The 20,713-nt window shown below is 68.4% G+C and carries 17 protein-coding genes; 2 read left to right on the forward strand and 15 right to left on the reverse strand.

All coding sequences use genetic code 11. From position 1 onward, the window contains the following. Positions 1-20: 20 nt before the first annotated feature. The 3 genes from dnaG to dusB form a co-directional block, all read right to left on the reverse strand. On the reverse strand, positions 21-2,156 hold the full coding sequence (gene dnaG, locus ALI44B_RS15500; protein ID WP_083709477.1) for a DNA primase: 2,136 nt from the start codon (positions 2,154-2,156) through the stop codon (positions 21-23). Between the two features lie 61 nt (positions 2,157-2,217). Continuing rightward, positions 2,218-3,504: a deoxyguanosinetriphosphate triphosphohydrolase gene (locus tag ALI44B_RS03365; RefSeq protein ID WP_179100196.1), complete on the reverse strand. Its 1,287-nt coding sequence runs from the start codon at positions 3,502-3,504 to the stop codon at positions 2,218-2,220. Beyond that, positions 3,497-4,669, reverse strand: a complete 1,173-nt coding sequence (dusB, locus tag ALI44B_RS03370; protein ID WP_077053316.1) for a tRNA dihydrouridine synthase DusB — start codon at positions 4,667-4,669, stop codon at positions 3,497-3,499. The genes ALI44B_RS03365 and dusB overlap by 8 nt, the downstream gene beginning before the upstream one ends. Before the next feature lie 34 nt (positions 4,670-4,703). On the opposite strand from dusB, the gene ALI44B_RS03375 reads away from it, so the two are divergent. Then, positions 4,704-5,198: an aminoacyl-tRNA deacylase gene (locus tag ALI44B_RS03375; RefSeq protein ID WP_077053317.1), complete on the forward strand. Its 495-nt coding sequence runs from the start codon at positions 4,704-4,706 to the stop codon at positions 5,196-5,198. A gap of 330 nt (positions 5,199-5,528) precedes the next feature. On the opposite strand, the gene ALI44B_RS03380 is transcribed toward ALI44B_RS03375, so the two are convergent. From ALI44B_RS03380 to recO, 3 genes are all read right to left on the reverse strand, one after another. Further along, positions 5,529-6,272 (reverse strand): DsbA family oxidoreductase, encoded by a 744-nt coding sequence (locus ALI44B_RS03380; RefSeq protein WP_077053937.1) that lies wholly within the window; start codon positions 6,270-6,272, stop codon positions 5,529-5,531. Between the two features lie 101 nt (positions 6,273-6,373). Next, positions 6,374-7,177 (reverse strand): isoprenyl transferase, encoded by an 804-nt coding sequence (locus ALI44B_RS03385; protein WP_077053318.1) that lies wholly within the window; start codon positions 7,175-7,177, stop codon positions 6,374-6,376. Then, positions 7,174-7,911, reverse strand: a complete 738-nt coding sequence (recO, locus tag ALI44B_RS03390; protein ID WP_077053319.1) for a DNA repair protein RecO — start codon at positions 7,909-7,911, stop codon at positions 7,174-7,176. Before recO ends, ALI44B_RS03385 begins: the two co-directional genes overlap by 4 nt. A 70-nt stretch (positions 7,912-7,981) precedes the next feature. Here recO and ALI44B_RS03395 point away from each other — a divergent pair, with 70 nt between their 5' ends. Further along, complete coding sequence (locus tag ALI44B_RS03395) at positions 7,982-8,647, forward strand: trimeric intracellular cation channel family protein (protein WP_143458952.1); 666 nt, start codon at positions 7,982-7,984, stop codon at positions 8,645-8,647. Between the two features lie 94 nt (positions 8,648-8,741). On the opposite strand, the gene leuA is transcribed toward ALI44B_RS03395, so the two are convergent. The 9 genes from leuA to ybeY all read right to left on the reverse strand — a co-directional run bounded on the left by leuA (position 8,742) and on the right by ybeY (position 20,712). Continuing rightward, the gene (gene leuA / locus ALI44B_RS03400) at positions 8,742-10,502 is read right to left on the reverse strand and encodes a 2-isopropylmalate synthase (protein ID WP_077053321.1); all 1,761 of its coding nucleotides are present in this window, start codon (positions 10,500-10,502) and stop codon (positions 8,742-8,744) included. 120 nt (positions 10,503-10,622) lie between these two features. Further along, positions 10,623-13,268, reverse strand: a complete 2,646-nt coding sequence (locus ALI44B_RS03405; RefSeq protein WP_083709479.1) for a phosphatidylglycerol lysyltransferase domain-containing protein — start codon at positions 13,266-13,268, stop codon at positions 10,623-10,625. Further along, a complete protein-coding gene (locus tag ALI44B_RS03410; protein ID WP_083709480.1) occupies positions 13,265-14,569 on the reverse strand; it encodes an alpha/beta hydrolase in 1,305 nt (434 codons plus the stop codon). The genes ALI44B_RS03405 and ALI44B_RS03410 overlap by 4 nt, the downstream gene beginning before the upstream one ends. A gap of 102 nt (positions 14,570-14,671) precedes the next feature. Continuing rightward, on the reverse strand, positions 14,672-15,433 hold the full coding sequence (locus ALI44B_RS03415; RefSeq protein WP_077053322.1) for an ABC transporter ATP-binding protein: 762 nt from the start codon (positions 15,431-15,433) through the stop codon (positions 14,672-14,674). 121 nt (positions 15,434-15,554) lie between these two features. Next, on the reverse strand, positions 15,555-16,355 hold the full coding sequence (locus tag ALI44B_RS03420; RefSeq protein ID WP_143458954.1) for a response regulator: 801 nt from the start codon (positions 16,353-16,355) through the stop codon (positions 15,555-15,557). Next, positions 16,352-17,668, reverse strand: a complete 1,317-nt coding sequence (locus ALI44B_RS03425) for a sensor histidine kinase (RefSeq protein WP_077053323.1) — start codon at positions 17,666-17,668, stop codon at positions 16,352-16,354. Before ALI44B_RS03425 ends, ALI44B_RS03420 begins: the two co-directional genes overlap by 4 nt. A 161-nt stretch (positions 17,669-17,829) precedes the next feature. After that, on the reverse strand, positions 17,830-18,879 hold the full coding sequence (gene era, locus ALI44B_RS03430) for a GTPase Era (RefSeq protein ID WP_077053941.1): 1,050 nt from the start codon (positions 18,877-18,879) through the stop codon (positions 17,830-17,832). A gap of 74 nt (positions 18,880-18,953) precedes the next feature. After that, a complete protein-coding gene (locus tag ALI44B_RS03435; RefSeq protein WP_077053324.1) occupies positions 18,954-20,249 on the reverse strand; it encodes a hemolysin family protein in 1,296 nt (431 codons plus the stop codon). Between the two features lies 1 nt (position 20,250). Further along, on the reverse strand, positions 20,251-20,712 hold the full coding sequence (ybeY, locus tag ALI44B_RS03440) for an rRNA maturation RNase YbeY (protein WP_077053325.1): 462 nt from the start codon (positions 20,710-20,712) through the stop codon (positions 20,251-20,253). Position 20,713 lies beyond the last annotated feature (1 nt).

Raw genomic sequence — 20,713 nt, forward strand, 5'->3', positions numbered from 1 at the left:
CATAGAGGGTGGACGAACGGTCAGGATGTCTCTTTGAGCGCGCGGCGCTCGGCCTCGAGGTCGAGCAGCTGTCGTTGCACGGCGCGGTAGGCCTCGCGTTCGGTGGGATCGGTGCGCTGCAATTTTCCGAGCATCTCGTGCGATTGCCGCAGCAGGTCGCGTTCGACGAGAGCCGAGGCGATCTCACGCACGTACGCGCTGAGGTCGCGCTCTGAACGCTCGGGCACTGGTGCAACGGCGAGCTGTTGGATGAGGGACGCGAGGGGCACGGGAACGGCGTCGATCACGCGGGGGAACCACGCCTCGGTGCCGAAACTGTCGAGCGTCGTGGCGATGGCATCGCGGATGACCGCGAGCGACGGGTTCACGAAACCGGTGTGCACGGCACGCGCCACCAACTCGTGACCGGCCAGTTCGGGGAACTGCAGAATCGCCATGAGCGCGTCGCGTTCGAGCCGCGTGGCCTGGTCGGGCGGAAGGTCGGCGAGAGACAGCGGTCGCTCCTCGCGCAATGAGGTCACCGCTCCCCCGTCGCGAGCGTCGAGGATGCCGGGGCCGTCGCCATCGGGGCCGTTGGGCGCCCAGCCACCCCCGTCGTCGTACTCGTCGTCCGGCTCGGGCGGGTATTCGTCGGGGGCCACAGTGTTCTGCGCCGGCGCCGGATCGAGGCGCGTGGGTGCCGACGGCGCGGACATGCCCTGCGCGGCGGGCACATAGGCCGCTGTGCCGCTCGGGGTCATGCCGAGAGTGATGACTCCCCCGGGGTTGCTCGTGATGGCGCGCGACGCGGCGGGACGCGATGCCCCGCGGGAGCCGGACCCGCCGTTGCCACTACCGCCGCGCGAGGAACCCCGCACGGCCGTCTGCACCTCGTCCAGCTCGAGCCCCAACTGCCGGGCGAGCACGCGCTCGTAGCCCGGACGGATCGACGCGTCGCGGATGTCGGCCACGATGGGTGCCGACGCGCGCAGTGCACTCACGCGACCCTCGACGGTCTCGAGGTCGTACTGTGACAGCACCTGACGGATGACGAACTCGAACATGGGCTCTTTGGAGTCGACCATGCGCTGCACGGCCGCGTCGCCCTGAGCCAGGCGCAGATCGCACGGGTCGAGACCGTCGGGTGCCACGGCGACATACGTCTGCGCGGCGAAGCGGCGCTCTTCGGTGAAGGCGCGCATGGCGGCCTTCTGACCGGCTGCATCGGGATCGAACGTGAAGATCACTTCACCCGTGGCGCTGTCGTCTCCGAGCACACGGCGCAGTACCTTGATGTGATCGACGCCGAAGGACGTCCCACAGGTGGCCACGGCCGTCGTGACGCCCGCGAGGTGGCAGGCCATGACATCCGTGTAGCCCTCGACCACGACGACGCGTTTCGAGCGCGAGACATCCCGTTTGGCGAGGTCGAGCCCGTAGAGCACCTGGGCTTTGTGATAGACCGCGGTCTCGGGGGTGTTCAGGTATTTGGGGCCCTTGTCGTCGTCGAGCAGCTTGCGCGCCCCGAAGCCGATCGTCTGCCCGGTGACGTCGCGGATGGGCCAGACGAGGCGCCCGCGGAAACGGTCGTAGACGCCGCGGTCGCCCGAGGAGACGAGGCCCGCGGCACTCAGCTCGTCGGTGGTGAAACCGCGCGATTTCAGGGCGTTGGTGAGGGCATCCCAGCTCTTGGGGGCGAAACCCACGCCGAAACGGGTGGCGGCCGCTTGGTCGAAGCCGCGTTCGCCGAGGAACCGGCGGCCCACATCGGCCCCGGGCGTCATGAGCTGCTCGCGGAAGAATTCTTCGGCGGCGAGGTTTGCGGCCAGCAGACGGGAGCGCGCGCCGTGCTCGCTGCGCGCCTGCCCGCCGTCTTCGAACGTGAGCTGGAAGCCGACTCTGCCGGCCAGGCGTTCGACCGCGTCGGTGAAGGTGACGTGATCCATCTTCTGCAGGAACGAGATGACGTCGCCCGATTCGCCGCAGCCGAAGCAGTGGTAGAAACCAACCTGGGGGCGCACGTGGAAGCTGGGGCTGCGCTCGTCGTGGAAGGGGCACAGGCCCTTCATCGAGCCCACGCCGGCGGACTTCAGCGAGACGTATTCGCCGACCACATCGGCGATATTCGTGCGCGCCTTGACCTCGTCGATGTCGCTTTGACGAATGAGTCCGGCCATGTGTTCATCCTACGTTGCACGGCCGACATCCGAGCTGCTCGTCGGTCGGGGTTCGTGTGCCCTATTCGGCGTGCGCGGTCGGGCGCTCGAGCCAGCTGAGCGCCGACTGGTCGGTGAGGCTCGCGACCTGGTCGACGACGACGCGTTTGCGCGCGGCATCCGTGTCGGCACGCTGCCAGTCGTCGGCGAAACCCACGTCGAGCGAGCGCTCGCCCTCGCTGTAGAGGCGATCGGCGAGCGTGGTCAGGACATCGCGCTGCTGGCGATAGATCGGCTGCCGCGCATCGCTCGACATGACGAACGCCGCGACGACACCCTTCAGCACGGCGATCTCGGCCATGATGGCGTTGGGCACGACGACGTCGGCGTTGAAGCGGATGAGCGCGTCGCTCGCCGCAGCCTCACGCGTGGCTGCCGTGGCCTGCCCCGCAAAACGCCCGATCATCTGACTGGTGAAGTTCTTGAGCTTGGCGAGGTCACGCCGCGACGCGTCCCAGCTGCTGACCCACAGATCGGATGCCGCGAGCCGCTCGAATGCCGACCCCAGGTCGTCGAGGCTGAACTCGTCGCCCGCCCAGGCCTGCACGGCCTTGATGAGCGAATCGTGCCCGGCGCGGGCGCTGAGGAACGCGGGGTCGATGTATTCGTTCACGATGGCGTCTTCGAAGTCGTGCACCGAGTAGGCGATGTCGTCGCTCAGGTCCATGACCTGCGCCTCGATGCAGCGCTGGCGGGCCACCGGGGCGCCCGAGCGCAGCCACTCGAAGGCGGGGGTGTCGTCGTCGAAGAAACCGTATTTGGCGCGCCCACCCGGGTCGGGAACGCTCTCGGCCGCCGGCCACGGATATTTGCAGCTCGCGTCGAGGCTCGCGCGCGTGAGGTTGAGGCCGTAGCTCTGGCCGTCGGGGCCGTAGACCTTGGGCTCGAGGCGCGTGAGCAGGCGCAGCGTCTGCGCGTTGCCCTCGAAACCACCGATGTCGGCGGCCCAGTCGTTGAGGGCGCGTTCGCCGTTGTGGCCGAAGGGCGGGTGACCCAGGTCGTGCGCGAGGCAGGCCGTGTCGACCACATCGGGGTCGAGGCCGAGGCTGTTCGCGAGCTCGCGGCCCACCTGGGCGACCTCGAGCGAGTGCGTGAGGCGGTTGCGAGCGAAGTCGAGGCCCGCCGTGGGGCTCAGCACCTGCGTCTTGGCGGCGAGACGCCGGAGCGCGCTCGAGTGCAGCAGCCGCGCGCGGTCACGGGCGAAGTCGCTGCGGCGCGACGAGTGGTGCTCGGGCAGCCAGCGCTCTTCGTCGTGCGGGGTGTAGCCATCCCGCTGTTCGGCGCGCGCGACGCCCTGGGGCTCAGCCACCACTGGTGCTCAATTCGGCCTCGTTCAGGTCGCTCTGCTCACGGGTGGCGAGCGTGCGGCTCTCGAGCCACCCCTCGGGCAGCGCCGGACGTTTGGGCGTGCCCGCGCGGCCGCGCTGACCCTCGGCGGCTTCGCCGGGGTAGGGCAGGTCGCCGTCGAGCGTGCCGAGCAGGTCATCCATCTGCTGCAGGGATTCGACCGTGGCCAGGCGCGCGCGCAGGTCGCCGCCCACCGGGTAGCCCTTGAAGTACCAGGCGACATGCTTGCGGATGTCGCGGCACCCCCGCTCTTCGCTGTCGAAGAACTCGGCGAGCAGCACCGCGTGGCGACGGAACGTGGCAGCCACCTCGCCGAGGCTCGGCTGGTGGGTGGTGTTCTCGCCGCGGAACGCCGCCGCCAGGTCGCTGAAGATCCACGGGCGACCGAGGCATCCGCGACCGACGACCACACCGTCGCAGCCCGTCTCTTCGACCATGCGCACGGCGTCGGCACCCGACCAGATGTCGCCGTTGCCGAGAACGGGCACGTCGGTGATGGTCTCTTTCAGGGTGCGGATCGCGTTCCAGTCGGCGTGACCCGAATAGAACTCGGATGCCGTGCGCGCGTGCAGCGCGATGCTCGCCACGCCGGCCCCCTGGGCGGCTTTCGCGGCCTCGAGGTAGGTGAGGTGGTCGGGGTCGATGCCCTTGCGCATCTTGATCGTGAGCGGCACCGAACCGGCCGCCTTCACGGCGCCCTCGACGATGTCGCGGAACAGGTCTTGTTTCCACGGGAGCGCCGCGCCGCCGCCCTTGCGGGTGACCTTGGGCACAGGGCATCCGAAATTGAGGTCGATGTGGTCGGCCCGGTCTTCGGCGACCAGGATGGTGACGGCCTCGGAGACCGTCTTGGGGTCGACACCATAGAGCTGGATGCTGCGGGGCGTCTCGGACTCGTGGTGCTGGATGAGGCGCATGGTCTCGGGCGTGCGCTCGACGAGGGCGCGCGACGTGATCATCTCGCTGACGTAGAGACCCGCGCCGAATTCGCGGCACAGACGGCGGAAGGCCGTGTTGGTGATGCCCGCCATGGGCGCCAGCACGACCGGCGCCTCGAGCGAGAGGTTGCCGATGGTGAGGGCCGGAGCGGCGCTCTGGGGGTGGCTTATCGTGGATACGGCAGACATAACTACTCAATTCTCCCAGATCGGGGCGCAGGGCATGGACGACGGGTCGAACTTCGGCGATATCGAGGGAACGGATCGCGTGCGGGCGCACGCCGCGCAGTTGGGGTTGGACGTCGAGATCGTCGAGCGGCCCGAGGCGTCGAGCCTCGACGAGGCCGCCTCGCTCCTCGGGATCACGCCCGGCGAGATCGTGAAGACGCTCGTGGTGAAGCGGCACGACGGCTCGTTCCTCTTCGCCCTCGTGCCGGGCGGCCGCAAGATCTCGTGGGCGAAGCTGCGCGCTGTCGTGGGCGTGAACAAGCTGTCGCTGCCCGACAAGGAGCTCGCGCTCGAGGCCACGGGTTATGAACGCGGAACGATCACCCCGCTGGGTAGCCGCACGGCGCTGCCGGTGTATGCCGACAGCACGATCGGGCCGGGCCGCATCGCGCTCGGGGCCGGCGCGCACGGCCACAGCCTCTTCGTCGACTCCGAGGCGTTCCTGACCGCCCTCGGCGCACACGTTGGCGATATCACCGACCCCGAATAGCGGACCGCCTCAACCACCCGCCCCGGCGCTCAGGGCTTGCACCCGCGCGCGAATCGGTCCCCCGATCCGCCGGGGGTCATCAGGCGATCGACCCGCGGCCGCCCGACGAACACGCGAGCGACTAGTGAGGGGCCGAGTCGCTGCCCGTGCCCGGAAGAACACACGAGTCGCCTTCGCAGAACCCAACATCGGTCGCACCCAACACCGTCAGAGGCGCCCGGACCGCACCGGCTGCATTCGGCGTCGCGAATGCGAGCGGCACCCGCGCGGCGGTCACGACGGGCTGAACGTCAGGTACCGGCGGCGATGCCGCGCCCGCTGCATCCGTGGTCATGCGCCGGCCTTGTCGTCGGTTGCGGCACCCTTGGCACCCTCGGCGTTCTCGGCCTCGAGCTCTGCGGCGGCGGCCATCCGCACCTGCAGCACCTGCTCGAGGACGTCGGCGAATGTGTCCGCCTCTTGCGCCCCCGAGATGCCGTAGGCGCCGTCGAGCACGAAGAAGGGCACGCCCTGGATGCCGTACTGGCTCGCGATCGCCTGGTCCTCGCGCACGCGCGGGGTCATCTCCCCCGAACGCAGCGTCGCCTCGGTCGCGACGGGGTCGAGTCCGACCTCGGCACCGTAGGCGACGAGATCCTCGATGCGGCCGACGTGGCCGCCCTCGACGAAGTAGGCCTTGAACAGGCGCTCCATGAGTTCGAGCTGCACGCCGTGGTCTTTCGCGATGTGCAGCAGCTCGTGCGCCTTGACGGTGTTGGTGTGGTGCAGCTTGCCGAAGTCGTAGTCGAGACCGACGGATGCCGCGATATCGGTCACGCGCGCCAGCATCTCCTGCACCTGCTCACGCGGCATGCCCTTGTGGCGGGACAGGAAGTCCAGCTCGTCGCCCTCGAAGTCGACGGGGGTGTCGGGTGCCAGCTCGAAGGAGTGGTACTCGATGGCCACCGCGCGATCGTCGCCCGCGGCCAGATACTTCTGCATGCCGGCCTCGAACTTGCGCTTGCCGATGTAGCACCAGGGGCACGCGATATCGGACCAGATGTCTACCGAGATCGTGCCGACGGCTTGGGCCACCGAGTGGACGGCGTCGGTCGTGGTGGTCTCGGGCTGCGATGTCGTTTCAGTCACGACACAGGTCAACGGCCGGAGGCTCGCCGGCATTCCCGAGAACTGCATCACGCCTGGGGTGTGTCGACCGCTCCCCCGAAACGACGGTCGCGCCCGATGTACAGCCCGATCGCCTCCCATAGGTCGGTGCGGCTGAAGTCGGGCCACAGCCGGTCGAGGAACACCATTTCGGCGTAGGCGCTCTGCCACAGAAGGAAGTTGCTCGTGCGCTGCTCGCCCGACGACCGCACGAACAGGTCGACGTCGGGCATCTCGGGTGTGTAGAGCGCCTTCTGAATGGTCTTCTCGCTGATGCCGGAGGGCTTCAGGCGCCCGGCTTGCACGTCGGCGGCGATCTTGGCCACGGCATCCGCGATCTCGGTGCGACCGCCGTAGTTGACGCACATGGTGAGCGTGAGCACATCGTTGCCGGCCGTGAGCTGCTCGGCGTATTGCAGTTCGTTGATGACGGATGCCCACAGCTTCGGTTTGCGGCCCGCCCAGCGCACGCGCACGCCCCACTCGTTGAGCTGGTCTCGGCGCCGGTGCAGCACGTCGCGGTTGAAGCCCATGAGGAACCGCACCTCGTCGGGCGACCGCCGCCAGTTCTCGGTCGAGAAGGCGTACACCGACAGGTGCTTCACGCCGGCCTGGATGGCTCCGGCGACGACGTCGAGCAGCGCGGCCTCGCCGGCTTTGTGCCCCTCGACACGCGACAGGCCGCGCTTGTTGGCCCAGCGCCCGTTGCCGTCCATGACAATGGCCACATGCTCGGGCACGCCCTTCTTCGGGAACTCGGGCGGGTAGACGCCGGTCCAGTCGAGCGCGCGGTATTCGACAGCGTCTTTGTGCGTGTAGGGCTTCGGGCTCAACGCCGGCCCTCCTCTCGGGATACGTGGGAGAGCGACTTGAGGCCGCGCTCGAGGTGCCACTGCGTGTAGGCGGCCACGACGCCGCTCGCGCGGGAGGTAGCGGACGGGGAACTGGCCTCTACGACATCCCAGCTGCCCGTCAAGAGAGCCGCGAGGTGGTCGATGGTCTCTGCGTCGAGGCGCGGGGCACCGGGAGGGGCGCAGTTGTCACACACCACACCACCCAGCTGCACGACCGCGTGGGTGTGCGGGCCCTCGGCCTGGCAGCGCGCGCAGTCATAGAAGCTCGGAGCCCAGCCGGCCAGGGACAGCGCGCGCAGGAGGTAGGAGTCGAGCGTCTGGTTGGGCACGTGTTCGCGGCGGGACAACGACCGTAGCGCGCCCACGAGCAGGAGGTATTGCTGCAGCGAGGCCTCGGACTCGGTGAGCCGATCGGCCGTCTCGACCATGGCGTTCGCGGCCGTGTAGGCGTCGTAGTCGCCCACGATCTGGGCGCCATAGGAACCGAGCGATTCGGCCTGCGTGACGATGTCGAGGCTGCGCCCCTCATAGAACTGGATGTCGGCCACCATGAACGGTTCGAGCCGCGCCCCGAACTTGGATGCCGTGCGCCTGACGCCCTTTGCCACGGCCCGCACCTTGCCGTGCTGGCGCGTGAGCAGCGTGAGGATGCGGTCGGCTTCGCCCAGTTTGTGGGTGCGAAGCACCACGGCTTCGTCACGGTACAGGGGCATGACCTCATTATCTCTCCTCCCCCTGACAGTGGCCGGTTACGCGCGCCGCCCCGGGCCGTGGTAGATGTAGGTGGTGACCCCCCTCTTCGTGATTCCGCTCTGGGCCGATCTGCTCGCCGTGGGCGTCGGCGCCGTGCAAGGGGCCATGTTCGCGTCGCGTTTTCGCGAGAGCCGGCTCGACATCCTGGGCGTCGCCATCATGGGCATCGTCACGGGGCTCGGCGGCGGTATCGTGCGCGACCTGCTGCTCAACCAGGTGCCCGCGGCGCTGCGCAGCGACTGGTACCTGCTGACGGCCGTCGGCGCCGCTCTTCTCGGCATGCTGTTGCTCGCGATCTTCACGCGCCTGAACCGGCTCATCATCGGCCTGGATGCGCTCACCATCGGTCTCTTCGGCGCGATCGGCACGACCAAGGCGCTGGCCGTCGGCATCCCGCCCGTCCCCGCCGTTTTCGTGGGCATGTTGTCGGCCGTGGGCGGGTCGGTGCTGCGCGATGTCATGCTCAACATCCCGATCGCCCTGATGCACGTGGGTTCGCTCTATGCCGTCGCGGCGCTGGCGGGATGCGCGGCCCTCGGCGTGCTGTTCGTGACGGGTGTGCCCATCGAGGTCGGCGCCATCGTGTGTGTGATCGTGACGACGCTGCTGCGCATTCTCGCGGTGCGCTTCGGATGGAGCCTGCCCGAGCAGCGCGCGCTCAGCAGTTGGCCGCGCTGGCGGCGCGGGCGCGCCTGACCTCTCCCGCTCTGCCGATCATCCACATGCCGCTCCCGGCACGCGAAAGCGGGGCCGGCCCTCTCGGACTGACCCCGCCTCACGTTCGTCTGACTTAGACCGTCTGCAGCTCGGGCTCGCGCACCTCGGCGCGGATGGCGCGGTTGGCGGCCGAGACGACGGCCTTGAGCGACGCCGTCGAGATGTCGCCGTCGATGCCGATGCCCCACAGGCGCGTGCCGTTGACGTCGAGCTCGACGTAAGCCGCGGCCTTGGCATCGCCCGAGGCGCTCATGGTGTGCTCGACGTAGTCGTAGAGCGAGATCTCGATGCCGCGGCCGCGCATGACCTCGATGAACGCGGCGATCGGGCCGTTGCCGGATGCCTGAGCCTGCGACACCTCGTCGCCGTCACGCAGATCGACCACGAGTTCGACCTCGCCCTGGAAGTCGCTCGCCGTGCGCGTGGCCGTGAGCTCGAAGCGACCCCACTTGGCGTCGTCGTCGGCAGCGGGCAGGTACTCGTCCTGGAAGATGTGCCAGATCGCGTCGCTCGTGACCTCGCCACCCTCGGCGTCGGTCTTGCGCTGCACGACACCCGAGAACTCGATCTGCAGCTTGCGCGGCAGGTCGAGCGCGTGGTCGGTCTTCAGCAGGTAGGCGACGCCGCCCTTGCCGGATTGCGAGTTGACGCGGATGACGGCCTCGTAGCTGCGGCCCAGGTCTTTCGGGTCGACGGGCAGGTAGGGCACGGCCCATTCGAGCTCGTCGACCGTCTTCCCCGTGCGCTCGGCTTCGGCGGCCATGGCCTCGAAGCCCTTCTTGATGGCATCCTGGTGCGAACCCGAGAAGGCCGTGAAGACGAGGTCTCCGGCCCAGGGGCTGCGCTCGGGGACGGGCAGCTGGTTGCAGTACTCGGCCGTGCGCTTGACGCCGTCGACGTCGCTGAAGTCGATCTGCGGGTCGATGCCCTGCGTGAACAGGTTGATGCCGAGGGCCACCAGGTCGACGTTGCCCGTGCGCTCGCCGTTGCCGAACAGGCATCCCTCGATGCGGTCGGCACCGGCCAGGTAGCCCAGCTCGGCGGCGGCGATGGCCGTGCCGCGGTCGTTGTGCGGGTGCAGCGAGATGATGACGTTCTCGCGATTGTTGAGGTGGCGACCCATCCACTCGATCGAGTCGGCGTAGACGTTGGGCGTGGCCATCTCGACCGTTGAGGGCAGGTTGATGATGACCTTGCGCTCGGGCGTGGGTTCGAACACCTCCAGCACCTGGTTGCAGATGTCGACGGCGAACTCGAGTTCAGTGCCCGTGTAGCTCTCGGGCGAGTACTCGTAGAAGACGGCCGTCTCGGGGATGGTCTTCTCCATCTCGCGGCACTTGCGGGCGCCGTGCAGGGCGATGTCGATGACGCCCTGCTTGTCGGTGCGGAACACGACCTCGCGCTGCAGGATGCTCGTCGAGTTGTAGAGGTGCACGATGGCCTGCTTGGCGCCCTTGATGGACTCGTAGGTGCGCTCGATCAGGTGGTCTCGTGCCTGCGTCAGCACCTGGATGGTGACGTCTTCGGGAATGGCGTTCTCTTCGATCAGGCTGCGCACGAAGTCGAAGTCGGTCTGGCTCGCGCTCGGAAAGCCGACCTCGATCTCTTTGTAGCCCATGCCGACCAACAGGTCGAACATGATGCGCTTGCGCTCGGGGCTCATCGGGTCGATGAGCGCCTGGTTTCCGTCGCGCAGGTCGACGGCGCACCAGCGCGGCGCCTCGGCGATGCGCTTCGAGGGCCACGTGCGATCGGGCAACTCTACCCGGATCTGTTCGTGGAACGGGCGGTATTTGTGCACCGGCATGGCCGACGGCTTCTGGGTGTTCTTCATGGTCTTACAGCTCCTCGCGAATCGAATTCAGCCGATGACGAACTCCGCGACGAGGGAGGCCTGGGATTAGGACTCGTCGCGGCAGCTAAGGAGGAGCGCACCGAACAACACCCGCTCAGGCTACACCACGGCGCGCGGCTCGCGCATGTCACGAACGAAGCGTGCGGCATCCGCGACCGAGAGCTCGGGAATGTAGGAGCGCACGAGCGCGACACCGATGGCCGGCAGATGCACGGCGTCGGGGTAGACGAGCCACAGCGGTACGAACGTGGGCTGGAACTTGCGCTTGAAGTTGAGCAGCGAGCGGAAGCCGTAGACGGGCTCGAGCGAGGTGCCGATGTAGTCGAGCAGGCGCGCGATGGTGGATGCCTCACCATCCGCTTGTCCCCCACCGCCCGATTTGGCGAGCGGCGCGCCCGACAGGCTCATGAACTGGATGCCCTCGGCCTGCATGGTGGTCGCCGACTTCGCGATCAGGAACTCCATGGTGCCGTTCATGCCGTCGGCGCGGCGCCGCATGAAGTCGAGCGTGTAGCCGATGACGCCGTCGGGGCCGTAGGACGGCAACCAGCTCGTGGCCGCCTCGATCTGACCCTCGCCATCCACGGCCAGCATGATGCGCACGGCGGGGTCGGCCAGCTCGTCGAAGCCGCCGAGCGTGAACTCCATCTCGGGCAGCTCTTTATCGGCCACCCAGGCCTCGGACATGGCCTGCACCTGAGACCGTTTCGACAACGACATCTCGGGCCAGGAGGTCCACTCGGCGACGATGCCGGCCCGCTCCGCGCGGTTGATCGACGTGCGGATGTCCTGCCACTTCTTGCCCGTTGTCGACCATTGCTGCGGCAACACGATGGCTTCTTCGGCGATCTCGAGGCGATGCCATCCGAGATCGTCGAAGGCCGACACCGAGCGATCGTCGATGCCATAGAAAGCTGGCGTCCAGCCGTTGTCCCCGCAGAAGCGGATGAAGCGGCGGATGACGGCCGGATCGTCGTGGTCGGGGCCGAACGGGCCGCCCGTGGTGACGGCAACGGCCCCGCGCACGCGATAGGCGACGGCCGCCCTGACCTCGCCGTCGAACCAGAAGCTGTTGCCCGGCCACGTGGACATGAACGCCAATGTGTCGCCGCCGCCCTGTTCGAGGAGCGCCCGGGCGCGCAGGCGATCGTCGGTGCCGGGAACCGCCGAAGGCGACAGCACGAGACGGGCCACGGCGGCCACGAGAACCAGGCCGAACAGGATCGACGGGCCGTACCAGAACAGGTCGGCCCACGGCGTGACGGCGATGAAACCGAGCCCGTCGGACACGACGAACGACGGCGGCGCGAGGCGCAGCGGCAGCTCTTTCAGGATGTCGAGAGGCGAGATGGAGGGACGGAACTGATCTCGCAGCATCCAGGTGCCGACGAACGAGAGGGCCGCCGCCCCGAAAGCCCCCGCCAGAAGGGTCACGACGAAACGCCGGAGCGCCGTGCGCGTCGACCGCACCGCGACGTGGCGCCGCATGAAGATGAGGAGAAGCGCAACCGCCAGGGGCAGAAGCGCGCACACGATGAACGACACCAACGCACGACGGTCGATCGCGGTGTCGAGTTCGTTGATCGTCGGGAACAGCTGCGGAAGCGTGGCGGGCGTCAGGCCGAAGTAGATGGAAATGGCGCCGCTCAGCAGCACGTTAGCGACCACCGCCAACCACAGGGCGACGCGTCGGCCGAGGAACACACCCCACGCGATGAAGAGCATGGCCAGCATGGGGAACACCGAGATGAGGGCGACCGCCGAATGCGCGTCCAGCAGCGAATCGGCCGTCGACGAGCAGGGCGCGCTCGCCGAACCGAGCGCACACAACACGCCGTCGGCGCTCGACACCGGGTCGAAGGACAGGGCCCCATAGAGAGACAGCAGACCGTCGCCCGTGCCGATCTGGCCGGCCAGGATCGGCCCGACACCGCCGAGAGCGACGATGGATGCCAGCAGCACGCGCGTCTCGTGATGCGAACTGCGCACGAGCCGCAGGTGGGAACGACTGCCGCCCAGCAGGAAACCGATGCCCAGCCCGATGGGAACGGCGAGGAGCGCGAACAGGTCGCCCGCTCCCCCCGCGTAGAGGAACAGGGTCACGGCGAAGAGCGTCGCGAAGAGGCGGATGCGGCGCCGCCACAACGCGCCCGTGAAAGCGCTCGCGGCCATCGCGGCGCACACGACACCCGTCGCGGGCGAGAGGGTGTCGACCGATGCCGCGCTCAGGGGGACGTATTCGAGCACCGTGCGCTCGGCGTAGCTGATGGCGAAACCGAGCAGGGCCGCGGTTGCGCTTCCCCCGAGGTAGGCGACGAGGACGCGCCAGGTGCCCATCAGGCGTTCGGATTCGCCGACGACCACGAGCAGGAGGGGCACGACGGCGATGAGTGAGGGCCAACCGTCGGCGGCGAGGAACGCCGTGAAGATGCCCCACCAGTGATGCTCGACGAAGACGTCGTCCTGGCCGGTGGCGAGGATGTCCCAGCCCCAGCCGTAGGTCGACGAGGCGAATCCCCATACGCTGAGCGCGGCGATTACGAGCGTGAGCGCGATCGTGGCCGGGCGCCGCCGGGCCCACCGGCCGATGCTCGTCAGCGCTCGGGTCGCGCGCGATGGCGGCCCCGGCTCGCTGGGCTGTGCGGGCTGGGCGGGCGAGGCGGGTTGCGCGGGCTCGGCGGGCTGCGCGGGCGGGGCCGCCGTTTTGCCAGCCGGCTGGACCGTTCGTTGGATGTCGTCGCTCATTCTGTCTTCAATCCCAGTCGTTCTGCCAGCAAGGGGATGCCTTTGCCGAAGATGTAGGTCACGGTGTTCCAGTCGTGCGCGGTGCCGGGTGACACGATCTCGGTCGTCGACACGCCCGCGGCCTTCATGGCCGCCTCGACCGTCTGCGTCTCGGGGCCGAGCCGCGTGTCGAGGGATCCGTAGCCGACGATGGCCGCGACATCCTGATAGGGCGCGTTCTTGGCCAGGATCGCGGCCGGTTTAGCCGCGTCGTAAGCCGCCTGCGACCCGCCGAAGCCATCCCGCACCGTGTTGTCCCCGATGGTCGGGGCCTGCTCGCCGGCGATATCGAACCACGTGCGATAGAGCTCGGGATGCGCGGGGCCGAACTGCGTGGTGCACGTGGCGCCCTGCGAGAACCCGCCGATGCCCCAGTAGCGGTGGTCCGTCGTGACGGGCAGGTTCGCCGTGATCCACGCTGTGACGTCTTGCGTGATGTAGGTGGCCGAATTGCCGAGCGGCGAATCGACGCACATGGGGTTCTTCTCCGGCGCACCCAACTGGTCGGGCACGACGACGATGGGCGCGAGACCCTTGTGCGCGGCCGCATAGGCGTCGAGGGTATGCGCGAGTCCGCCCTTGACGAAGAGGTCGTCGGGGGCTCCCGGTTGGCCCGAGAGCATCACCATGACGGGCAGCTTCGGGGGCGTCGCGACCCTCGCGGCCGGGGGCAGGTAGACCACGGCATTGCGGGCGTCGAAATGCGAGAGTGCGGCCGGGATTCGGATCTCTCCGACGGAACCGGTCGCGGGCATGTCGCCGGGCGGTGCCCAGGCGGCCGCGAAACCGGGAGTCGCGACATCCGCCGCCCCGGCCGGGGCCTCACGGGGAAGCGACAGGGCCGGCACCTCGCGCGGGGTGAAGATGTCGCCGATGGTGCGGTACTCACCGAAGTCTGCATTGATGAAGAGCGCCGACGTCGCGGCGATCGAGAGGATGGCCGCCGCCGCCACCAGTTTGCGCCAGAGCTTCGTGTGACGAAAGCTCATGGCGGCGAAGGTTCCCCCGGCCAGCATGAGGGCGACCCAGAGGCGGAACGTGGCCGTGAACGTGTAGTCGAAGACATCCCACACATCGCCCACCAACCAGACCAGAAGGATGCCGACGCCCGCGGCCGCGATCGTGGCCACGAGTGTGGGCACGACCGACCGGCGGACGTGTGGCCGCACGGCCAGTATCGCGAACAGGACGACCGTGACGCCCAGTGCCACGAAGAGCACCTTCTGATGGTCGATGCGAACCGCCTGCAGCCATTCGATCATGGTCGTCCTTTCCGAAACCAGATCGAGTATGGCAGCACGCGGGCGCACCAGACTGGAGGCGGAATGGGAGCAGGATGGGAACTTGCCGGGGTGTCGGGCGCATCACTCCGCGCGTTCCATAGCGAGCATGTAACTCGAGATTTGCTCGGGACTCGCCCCGGCCATTTCGTCCACGATGCGGCCGTCGGCGAGGAAGACGATGCGGTCGGCGTAGCTAGCCGCCACCGGATCGTGCGTTACCATGGCGATCGACTGCCCGTATTCGACGCAGGCGCGCGAGAGCAGGTCGAGCACCTCGCGGCTCGTGCGGGTGTCGAGGGCCCCCGTGGGCTCGTCGGCGAAGATCAGGTCGGGTCGCGACGCCAGGGCGCGGGCGATGGCGACCCGTTGTTGCTGGCCGCCGCTCATCTCGTGCGGGCGGTGGGTGAGGCGGCCCGTCAGGCCGAGCGAATCGGTGAGCGTGTCGATCCAGGCGCGTTCCTCGGTCGTGGGCGTGTGCTTGTCGAGGTCGAACGGGAGCATGATGTTGGCGCGCGCATCGAGCGTGGGCACGAGGTTGAACGATTGGAAGACGAAGCCGATGCGCCGGCGACGCAGAACGGTCAGCTCGGAGTCGCCGAGGCGGCCGATCTCGGTGTTGCCGAGCCAGACCTCGCCCGATGTGGGCTGGTCGAGGCCCGCCATGATGTGCATGAGCGTCGACTTACCGCTGCCCGACGGGCCCATGATGGCGGTGAACTGGCCCCGACGCACGCCGATCGAGACGTCGTCGAGCGCGAGCACCGCGCCATCCCCCCGGCCGTAGCGTTTCGAAACGTTGGTCACGCGGGCGGCGAGGCCCATGTCGAGTGTCGTGAAGGTCATGCTTCAACGCTAGGGAGATCGAGTGGTTGCCGCGTCGTCCGGGCGGTCCATCGGTCGTCGGCCCTCAGGACCATTCCTCGGGACGATTGGCCGCGGTAGCTCGCGATGGCGCGCGACGGCGCTACGCGATGAGGCCATGCTCGTAGGCGAAGATGACGAGCTGCACGCGGTCGCGCAGGCCGAGCTTCGCGAGTACCCGCGAGATGTGCGTCTTCACGGTCGATTCGCTAAGGAATTCTGTCGATGCGATCTCGGCATTCGAGAGGCCGCGGGCGGCGAGCAGGAAGATGTCGCGCTCGCGCGCCGTGAGCTGGCCGAATTCCGCCGGCGGCTGCGGTTTGGGCGCGTCCCCCATGAGGTGCTTCATGAGGGCCTGCGTCTCGCCCGGCGCGATGACCGCGTTACCGGCGTGAACCGTGCGGATGGCGGCGAGGAGGAACGGCGGCTGCGTGTCTTTCAACAGGAATCCACTGGCACCCGAGCGCAGGGCATGAGCGGCCCCCTCGTCGAGATCGAAGGTGGTCAGGACGACGATCTTGGGGGCCTTCGAACCGCTGCGGGCGGCGTCTTCGAGTGCTCGGACCGTGGCCTCGATGCCGTCCATGACGGGCATGCGCACGTCCATCAGCACGACGTCGGGGCGGGTCTCGGCGATCAGCGCGAGCCCCGCGCGCCCGTCACCGGCCTCACCGGCGAAGGCGAGGTCTGGTTGCGATTCGATGAGCATGCGGATGCCGGCCCGGAAGAGCGCCTGGTCGTCGACGAGGGCCACGCTGATGCGGCCGTCACTGGCGGCTGTCTCGTCGCCGGGGGCAGCACCGTAGCCAGAGGCAGCGGCGGAGCCGTTGTAGCCGGTCGGGCCTGCGCTGTCGCGGCCGGTGGGCTGGTCGCCGAAGGGTGAGGCGGGCGGTGTGAGGCTCATCGGGTTCCGTTCGAGGGGGTGTGGGCGGCGGCCGGGATGAAGGCCGTGACTTGGTAGACGCCGGGGGCGACTTCGCGGGCGTCGAGGCGGCCGCCGGCGAGGGTGGCTCGTTCGCGCATGCCCGGCACGCCGTGGCCGACGGAGGGCATGGCGCGGGGGGTGGTCGGCGAGGTCGGCGGCGCGATGTGGCCGGCCACCGTGGCGACGCTGCCGGTGCGGATGTCGTCGCGGCCGGCGGGCGCGGTCGGCACGGGCACCGCGTTCTGGATGTTGAGCACGACGCCGTTGGCGCGCCAGTCGAATCGCACCGACACCGGCGTTCCGGGGGCGCCGTGGCGGAGCGCGTTGGTGAGCCCCTCCTGCGCAATGCGGTAGACGGCGATCTGGTGCCCGGTGACGACGCTGACGGGCGTTCCGACCGATTCGAGGCGCACGTCGAGGCCGGCGCTTCGCATCTGTTCGACCAGGTGCGGGATGTCGGCGATCATCGGTTGCGGCCCGTCGGTCTGTCGGTGCCGCAGCTCGGCGAGCAGAACGCGCACGTCGCCGAGGGCCTCCCGGGCCGTGGCCGAGATGGTTTCGAGGGAGCGGTCGACGACGGTCGGGTCGGATGCGCGGGCGTAACGCGCGCCATCCGCTTGGGCGATGACGACCGCGAGCGAGTGGGCCACGACGTCGTGCATATCGCGGGCGATGCGGTTGCGTTCCTGCTCGACGATGACCTCTTGCTGCGTCTGCACATTGAGCTGCTGGGCGACGTAGCGCTCGTAACCGGCGGCACGCGCTTCGCGGCCCGTGCGGGCGAGCAGGCCGAGCACCCACGACAGGGTGAGCACGAAGATGCCGGCCGCCGAGCCGACGGCGGTGGTGAACGTGTATTGCGCTTGCTGGTCGGGGTCGAAGAGAACGCTGACGAGACCGCCGGCGCCCGGTGTGGTCGCGGCGCCGATGATGAGCAGGGACGTGTAGGCGGCCGCGATGATGCCGCCGCCGAGCGCGGAGACGAGCCCGAGCCAGCGCACGCGTGGGCTGCCGAGGGACGCCGTCGAATAAAGCACCACGAGGATGGCGATATTGCTGACCTGGGGGCTGACCATGCCGAGCATCTGGACGACGGCCGTCAACCAGGCGAGGGCGAGGGCGAGTCCCGGGGATGCTCGGTGCAGCGCCAGCGACACGGCCATGCCGAGCAGCACCACGTAAGCGAGGGCGGGCTGGCCGATGAGCGCCGTGAAGCCCAACCCGAGGAACAGGCAGAACAGCGCGATGATGCCGTCGACCCACTTCTGGGTGGTCGTCAGGGGCCTGAACATACTTCCCACGTTACGGGGTGCGGGCACGGGCGGGGGTGCTGGCGGCCGAACATGGTCCTCCCGATGGATGAATGACATGCCGTGGTGCCGTGTTCGTCCGTGCCGTCTTCATTCCGTGCCCTGCTCGACGTGCGCCGCGTTCGCTCGATACCGCGCGTCGCCTAGAAGCCGAGACGCCCGAGCAGTTTCGGGTCGCGCTGCCACTCCTTGGCTACCTTCACGCGGAGCGAAAGGAAGACTCGCGTGCCGACGAGCGGCTCGATCTGGGCGCGGGCGCGCTCGCCCACGTCGCGCAGACGCGATCCGCGGTCGCCGATGATGATGCCCTTCTGGCTGTCGCGTTCGACGAAGATGTTGGCGTAGATGTCGGTCAGGTCGGTGCCTTCGCGCGGCACGATGTCGTCGATCGTGACGGCCAACGAGTGCGGCAGCTCGTCGCGTACACCCTCGAGCGCGGCCTCGCGGATGAACTCGGCGACGCGGTCTTCTGTGGACTCGTCGGTGACGGCCTCTTCGGGGTAGAGCGCCTCGGACACGGGCATGAGCGAGACCAACTCGGCGGCGAGCACGTCGAGCTGGGTGCCCTCGACCGACGAGATCGGGATGATGCTGTCCCACTCCCGCAGTTCTTGCACGGCGAGCAGCTGGGCGGCCACGTTCTTCTTCGAGGAGGCGTCGACCTTCGTGATGATCGCGACCTTCTTCGCCCGCGGGAACCCGTCGAGCTGCTCGTTGATGAAGCGGTCGCCGGGGCCGAGCTTCTCGGTGGCGGGAATGCAGAAGCCGATGACATCGACGTCACCGAGCGTCGACTGAACGAGGTCGTTGAGGCGCTGCCCGAGTAGGGTGCGCGGGCGGTGGATGCCGGGGGTGTCGACCACGATCAGCTGACCGTCTTCGCGGTGCACGATGCCCCGGATGGCGCGGCGCGTCGTCTGCGGCTTCGACGACGTGATCGCCACCTTTTGCCCGACGAGCGCGTTCGTCAGCGTCGACTTGCCCACGTTGGGCCGACCGACGAACGAGACGAACCCGGCGCGGTAGTCGCCCTCGACCTCCTCGCGCTGCGGCTCGCTGGAGGCGGAGCTGCGCGGCTTACGGGCCTTTCCCCCCTCGGATGCGGCCGACGCCGTCGCAGTCTCCGCGTCATCAGTGTCGTTCGCGCCATTCGCGCCGCTCTCGCCGGTCTCGCTGGCGGCGCTTGCCGCCACGTCGTCGTGAACCGTCTCTACGGTGTTCTCTGCGGTGTTCTCTGCTGCGCTGTCTGCGGTGCCGTTGTCCACGGTCACTCCTTTGATTGGTCGAACGACGCTTGCACGTCGGCGAGGGCGTCGGTGCGTTCGACGATGACGGTTTTGAGGCGACCGCGTCGCCCCTCGGTGCGGTCTGCGGTGATGACGAGCCCGCCGACGGTGGCTTGCGAACCCTGAACGGGGAGTCGATCGAGCGTCTTGGTGAGAAGCCCGCCGATGGAGTCGACGTCGTCGTCGTCGAGTTCGATGTCGAAGAGTTCGCCTACTTCGTCGGCGGCGAGGCGCGCGTCGACCCGGTAGCGGCCGTCGCCGAGATCGGTGACCTCGTCGGTGTTGGCGTCGTATTCGTCGGAGATGTCGCCCACGAGCTCTTCGATGAGGTCCTCGAGGGTGACGAGCCCCGCCACTCCACCGTATTCGTCGATCACCATGGCAAGGTGATTGGACTCGGCCTGCATCTGCTGCAGCATGGCGTCGGCCTTCTTGGACTCGGGCACGAAGAGAGGCGGCCGGGCCAGTTCGCTCGCGATGCGCTCCCCCGACGTGGCGCCCCCCTCGTGCAGGGCCCGGGCCAGGTCGCGCAAATAGAGGATGCCGATGACATCGTCCACTTCGTCGGCGCGAACGGGGGCGCGCGAGACGCCCGTGCGCAACAGGACGCTCATGGCCTGATCGACCGTGAGGTCGTCTTCGATCGTGATCATGTCGGTGCGTGGAACCATGACCTCGCGCACGACGGTCGAGTTGAATTCGAAGATCGAGTGGATGAGTTCGCGGTCGTCTTCTTCGAGCACGTCTTGTTCGGCCGCCTCGTCGACCATGCTGAGCAGCTGCTGCTCGCTGGAGAACGACCGGTTGCGGGACACACCCGGAGTGACCCGGTTGCCGAAGGCGACGAGGGCGTTGGGCAGCGGGCCGAGCACCACGCGCACGAAACGCACGACGGGCGCCGCGACCGTGAGAATGGCGCCGGCGTGGGTGCGCCCGAAGCCGCGCGGGCTCGCGCCGACGAGGATGAACGACACGATCGTCATGACGAGGGCGGACACGACGAGGGCGATCCACAGCTCGTCGATGGTGAACGAGAACACCAGGGTGACGAGCACGGCGGCCGTGGTCTCAGCCGTGATGCGCACGAAGTTGACGGCGTTGAGGTGGGGGCCGGGATCGTCGGCGATGGCCGTGAGCGACTTCTTCGCGCGCGAATGCAACGCCAGGTCGGCGATATCGGCGCGGGATTGCACGGTGATGGCCGCATCGACGGCGGCCATGAGCCCGGCGAAGGCGACCAGCAGGAACGCCGCGGTGATGAAGAGGGCTACCGGCATCTCAGCCGCGTCGCTCTTGCATGGCGAACCCGATGAGGATATCGCGCTGAATGCCGAACATCTCGCGCTCTTCGTCGGGCTCGGCGTGGTCGAAGCCCAGCAGGTGGAGGATGCCGTGGGTGGTCAGGAGCACCAGCTCTTGCGTGGTGGAGTGGCCCGCGTCGTCGGCCTGCGACTCGGCGACCTGCGGGCACAGCACGATGTCGCCGAGGAGACCCGCGGGCGTGGGGTTGTCTTCGGTGCCGGGGCGCAGCTCATCCATGGGGAAGCTGAGCACATCGGTGGGGCCGGGCTCGTCCATCCACTGCACGTGCAGTTGTTCCATCGCGCCCGTGTCGACGAGAACGATGTTGAGGTCGGCCTCGGCGTTGACGTGCATAGCCTGGAACGCGTAGGTGGCGAGCCGGAGCAGAGCGGCCTCGTCGACGGGCATCTGTGACTCGTTATTGATCTCGATGCTCACG

The sequence above is a fragment of the Leifsonia sp. ALI-44-B genome (genome assembly GCF_001984125.1).
Taxonomy (GTDB): Bacteria; Actinomycetota; Actinomycetes; order Actinomycetales; family Microbacteriaceae; genus Okibacterium.

What these genes read in the sequence shown, in the direction of transcription:
- dnaG (WP_083709477.1), bottom strand. Translation starts at nt 2,156, where the DNA reads ATGGCCGGACTCATTCGTCAAAGCGACATCGACGAGGTCAAGGCGCGC.
- dusB (WP_077053316.1), bottom strand. Translation starts at nt 4,669, where the DNA reads ATGTCTGCCGTATCCACGATAAGCCACCCCCAGAGCGCCGCTCCGGCC.
- ALI44B_RS03375 (WP_077053317.1), top strand. Translation starts at nt 4,704, where the DNA reads ATGGACGACGGGTCGAACTTCGGCGATATCGAGGGAACGGATCGCGTG.
- recO (WP_077053319.1), bottom strand. Translation starts at nt 7,911, where the DNA reads ATGCCCCTGTACCGTGACGAAGCCGTGGTGCTTCGCACCCACAAACTG.
- leuA (WP_077053321.1), bottom strand. Translation starts at nt 10,502, where the DNA reads ATGAAGAACACCCAGAAGCCGTCGGCCATGCCGGTGCACAAATACCGC.
- ALI44B_RS03405 (WP_083709479.1), bottom strand. Translation starts at nt 13,268, where the DNA reads ATGAGCGACGACATCCAACGAACGGTCCAGCCGGCTGGCAAAACGGCG.
- ALI44B_RS03410 (WP_083709480.1), bottom strand. Translation starts at nt 14,569, where the DNA reads ATGATCGAATGGCTGCAGGCGGTTCGCATCGACCATCAGAAGGTGCTC.
- ALI44B_RS03415 (WP_077053322.1), bottom strand. Translation starts at nt 15,433, where the DNA reads ATGACCTTCACGACACTCGACATGGGCCTCGCCGCCCGCGTGACCAAC.
- ALI44B_RS03420 (WP_143458954.1), bottom strand. Translation starts at nt 16,355, where the DNA reads ATGAGCCTCACACCGCCCGCCTCACCCTTCGGCGACCAGCCCACCGGC.
- ALI44B_RS03425 (WP_077053323.1), bottom strand. Translation starts at nt 17,668, where the DNA reads ATGTTCAGGCCCCTGACGACCACCCAGAAGTGGGTCGACGGCATCATC.
- ALI44B_RS03435 (WP_077053324.1), bottom strand. Translation starts at nt 20,249, where the DNA reads ATGCCGGTAGCCCTCTTCATCACCGCGGCGTTCCTGCTGGTCGCCTTC.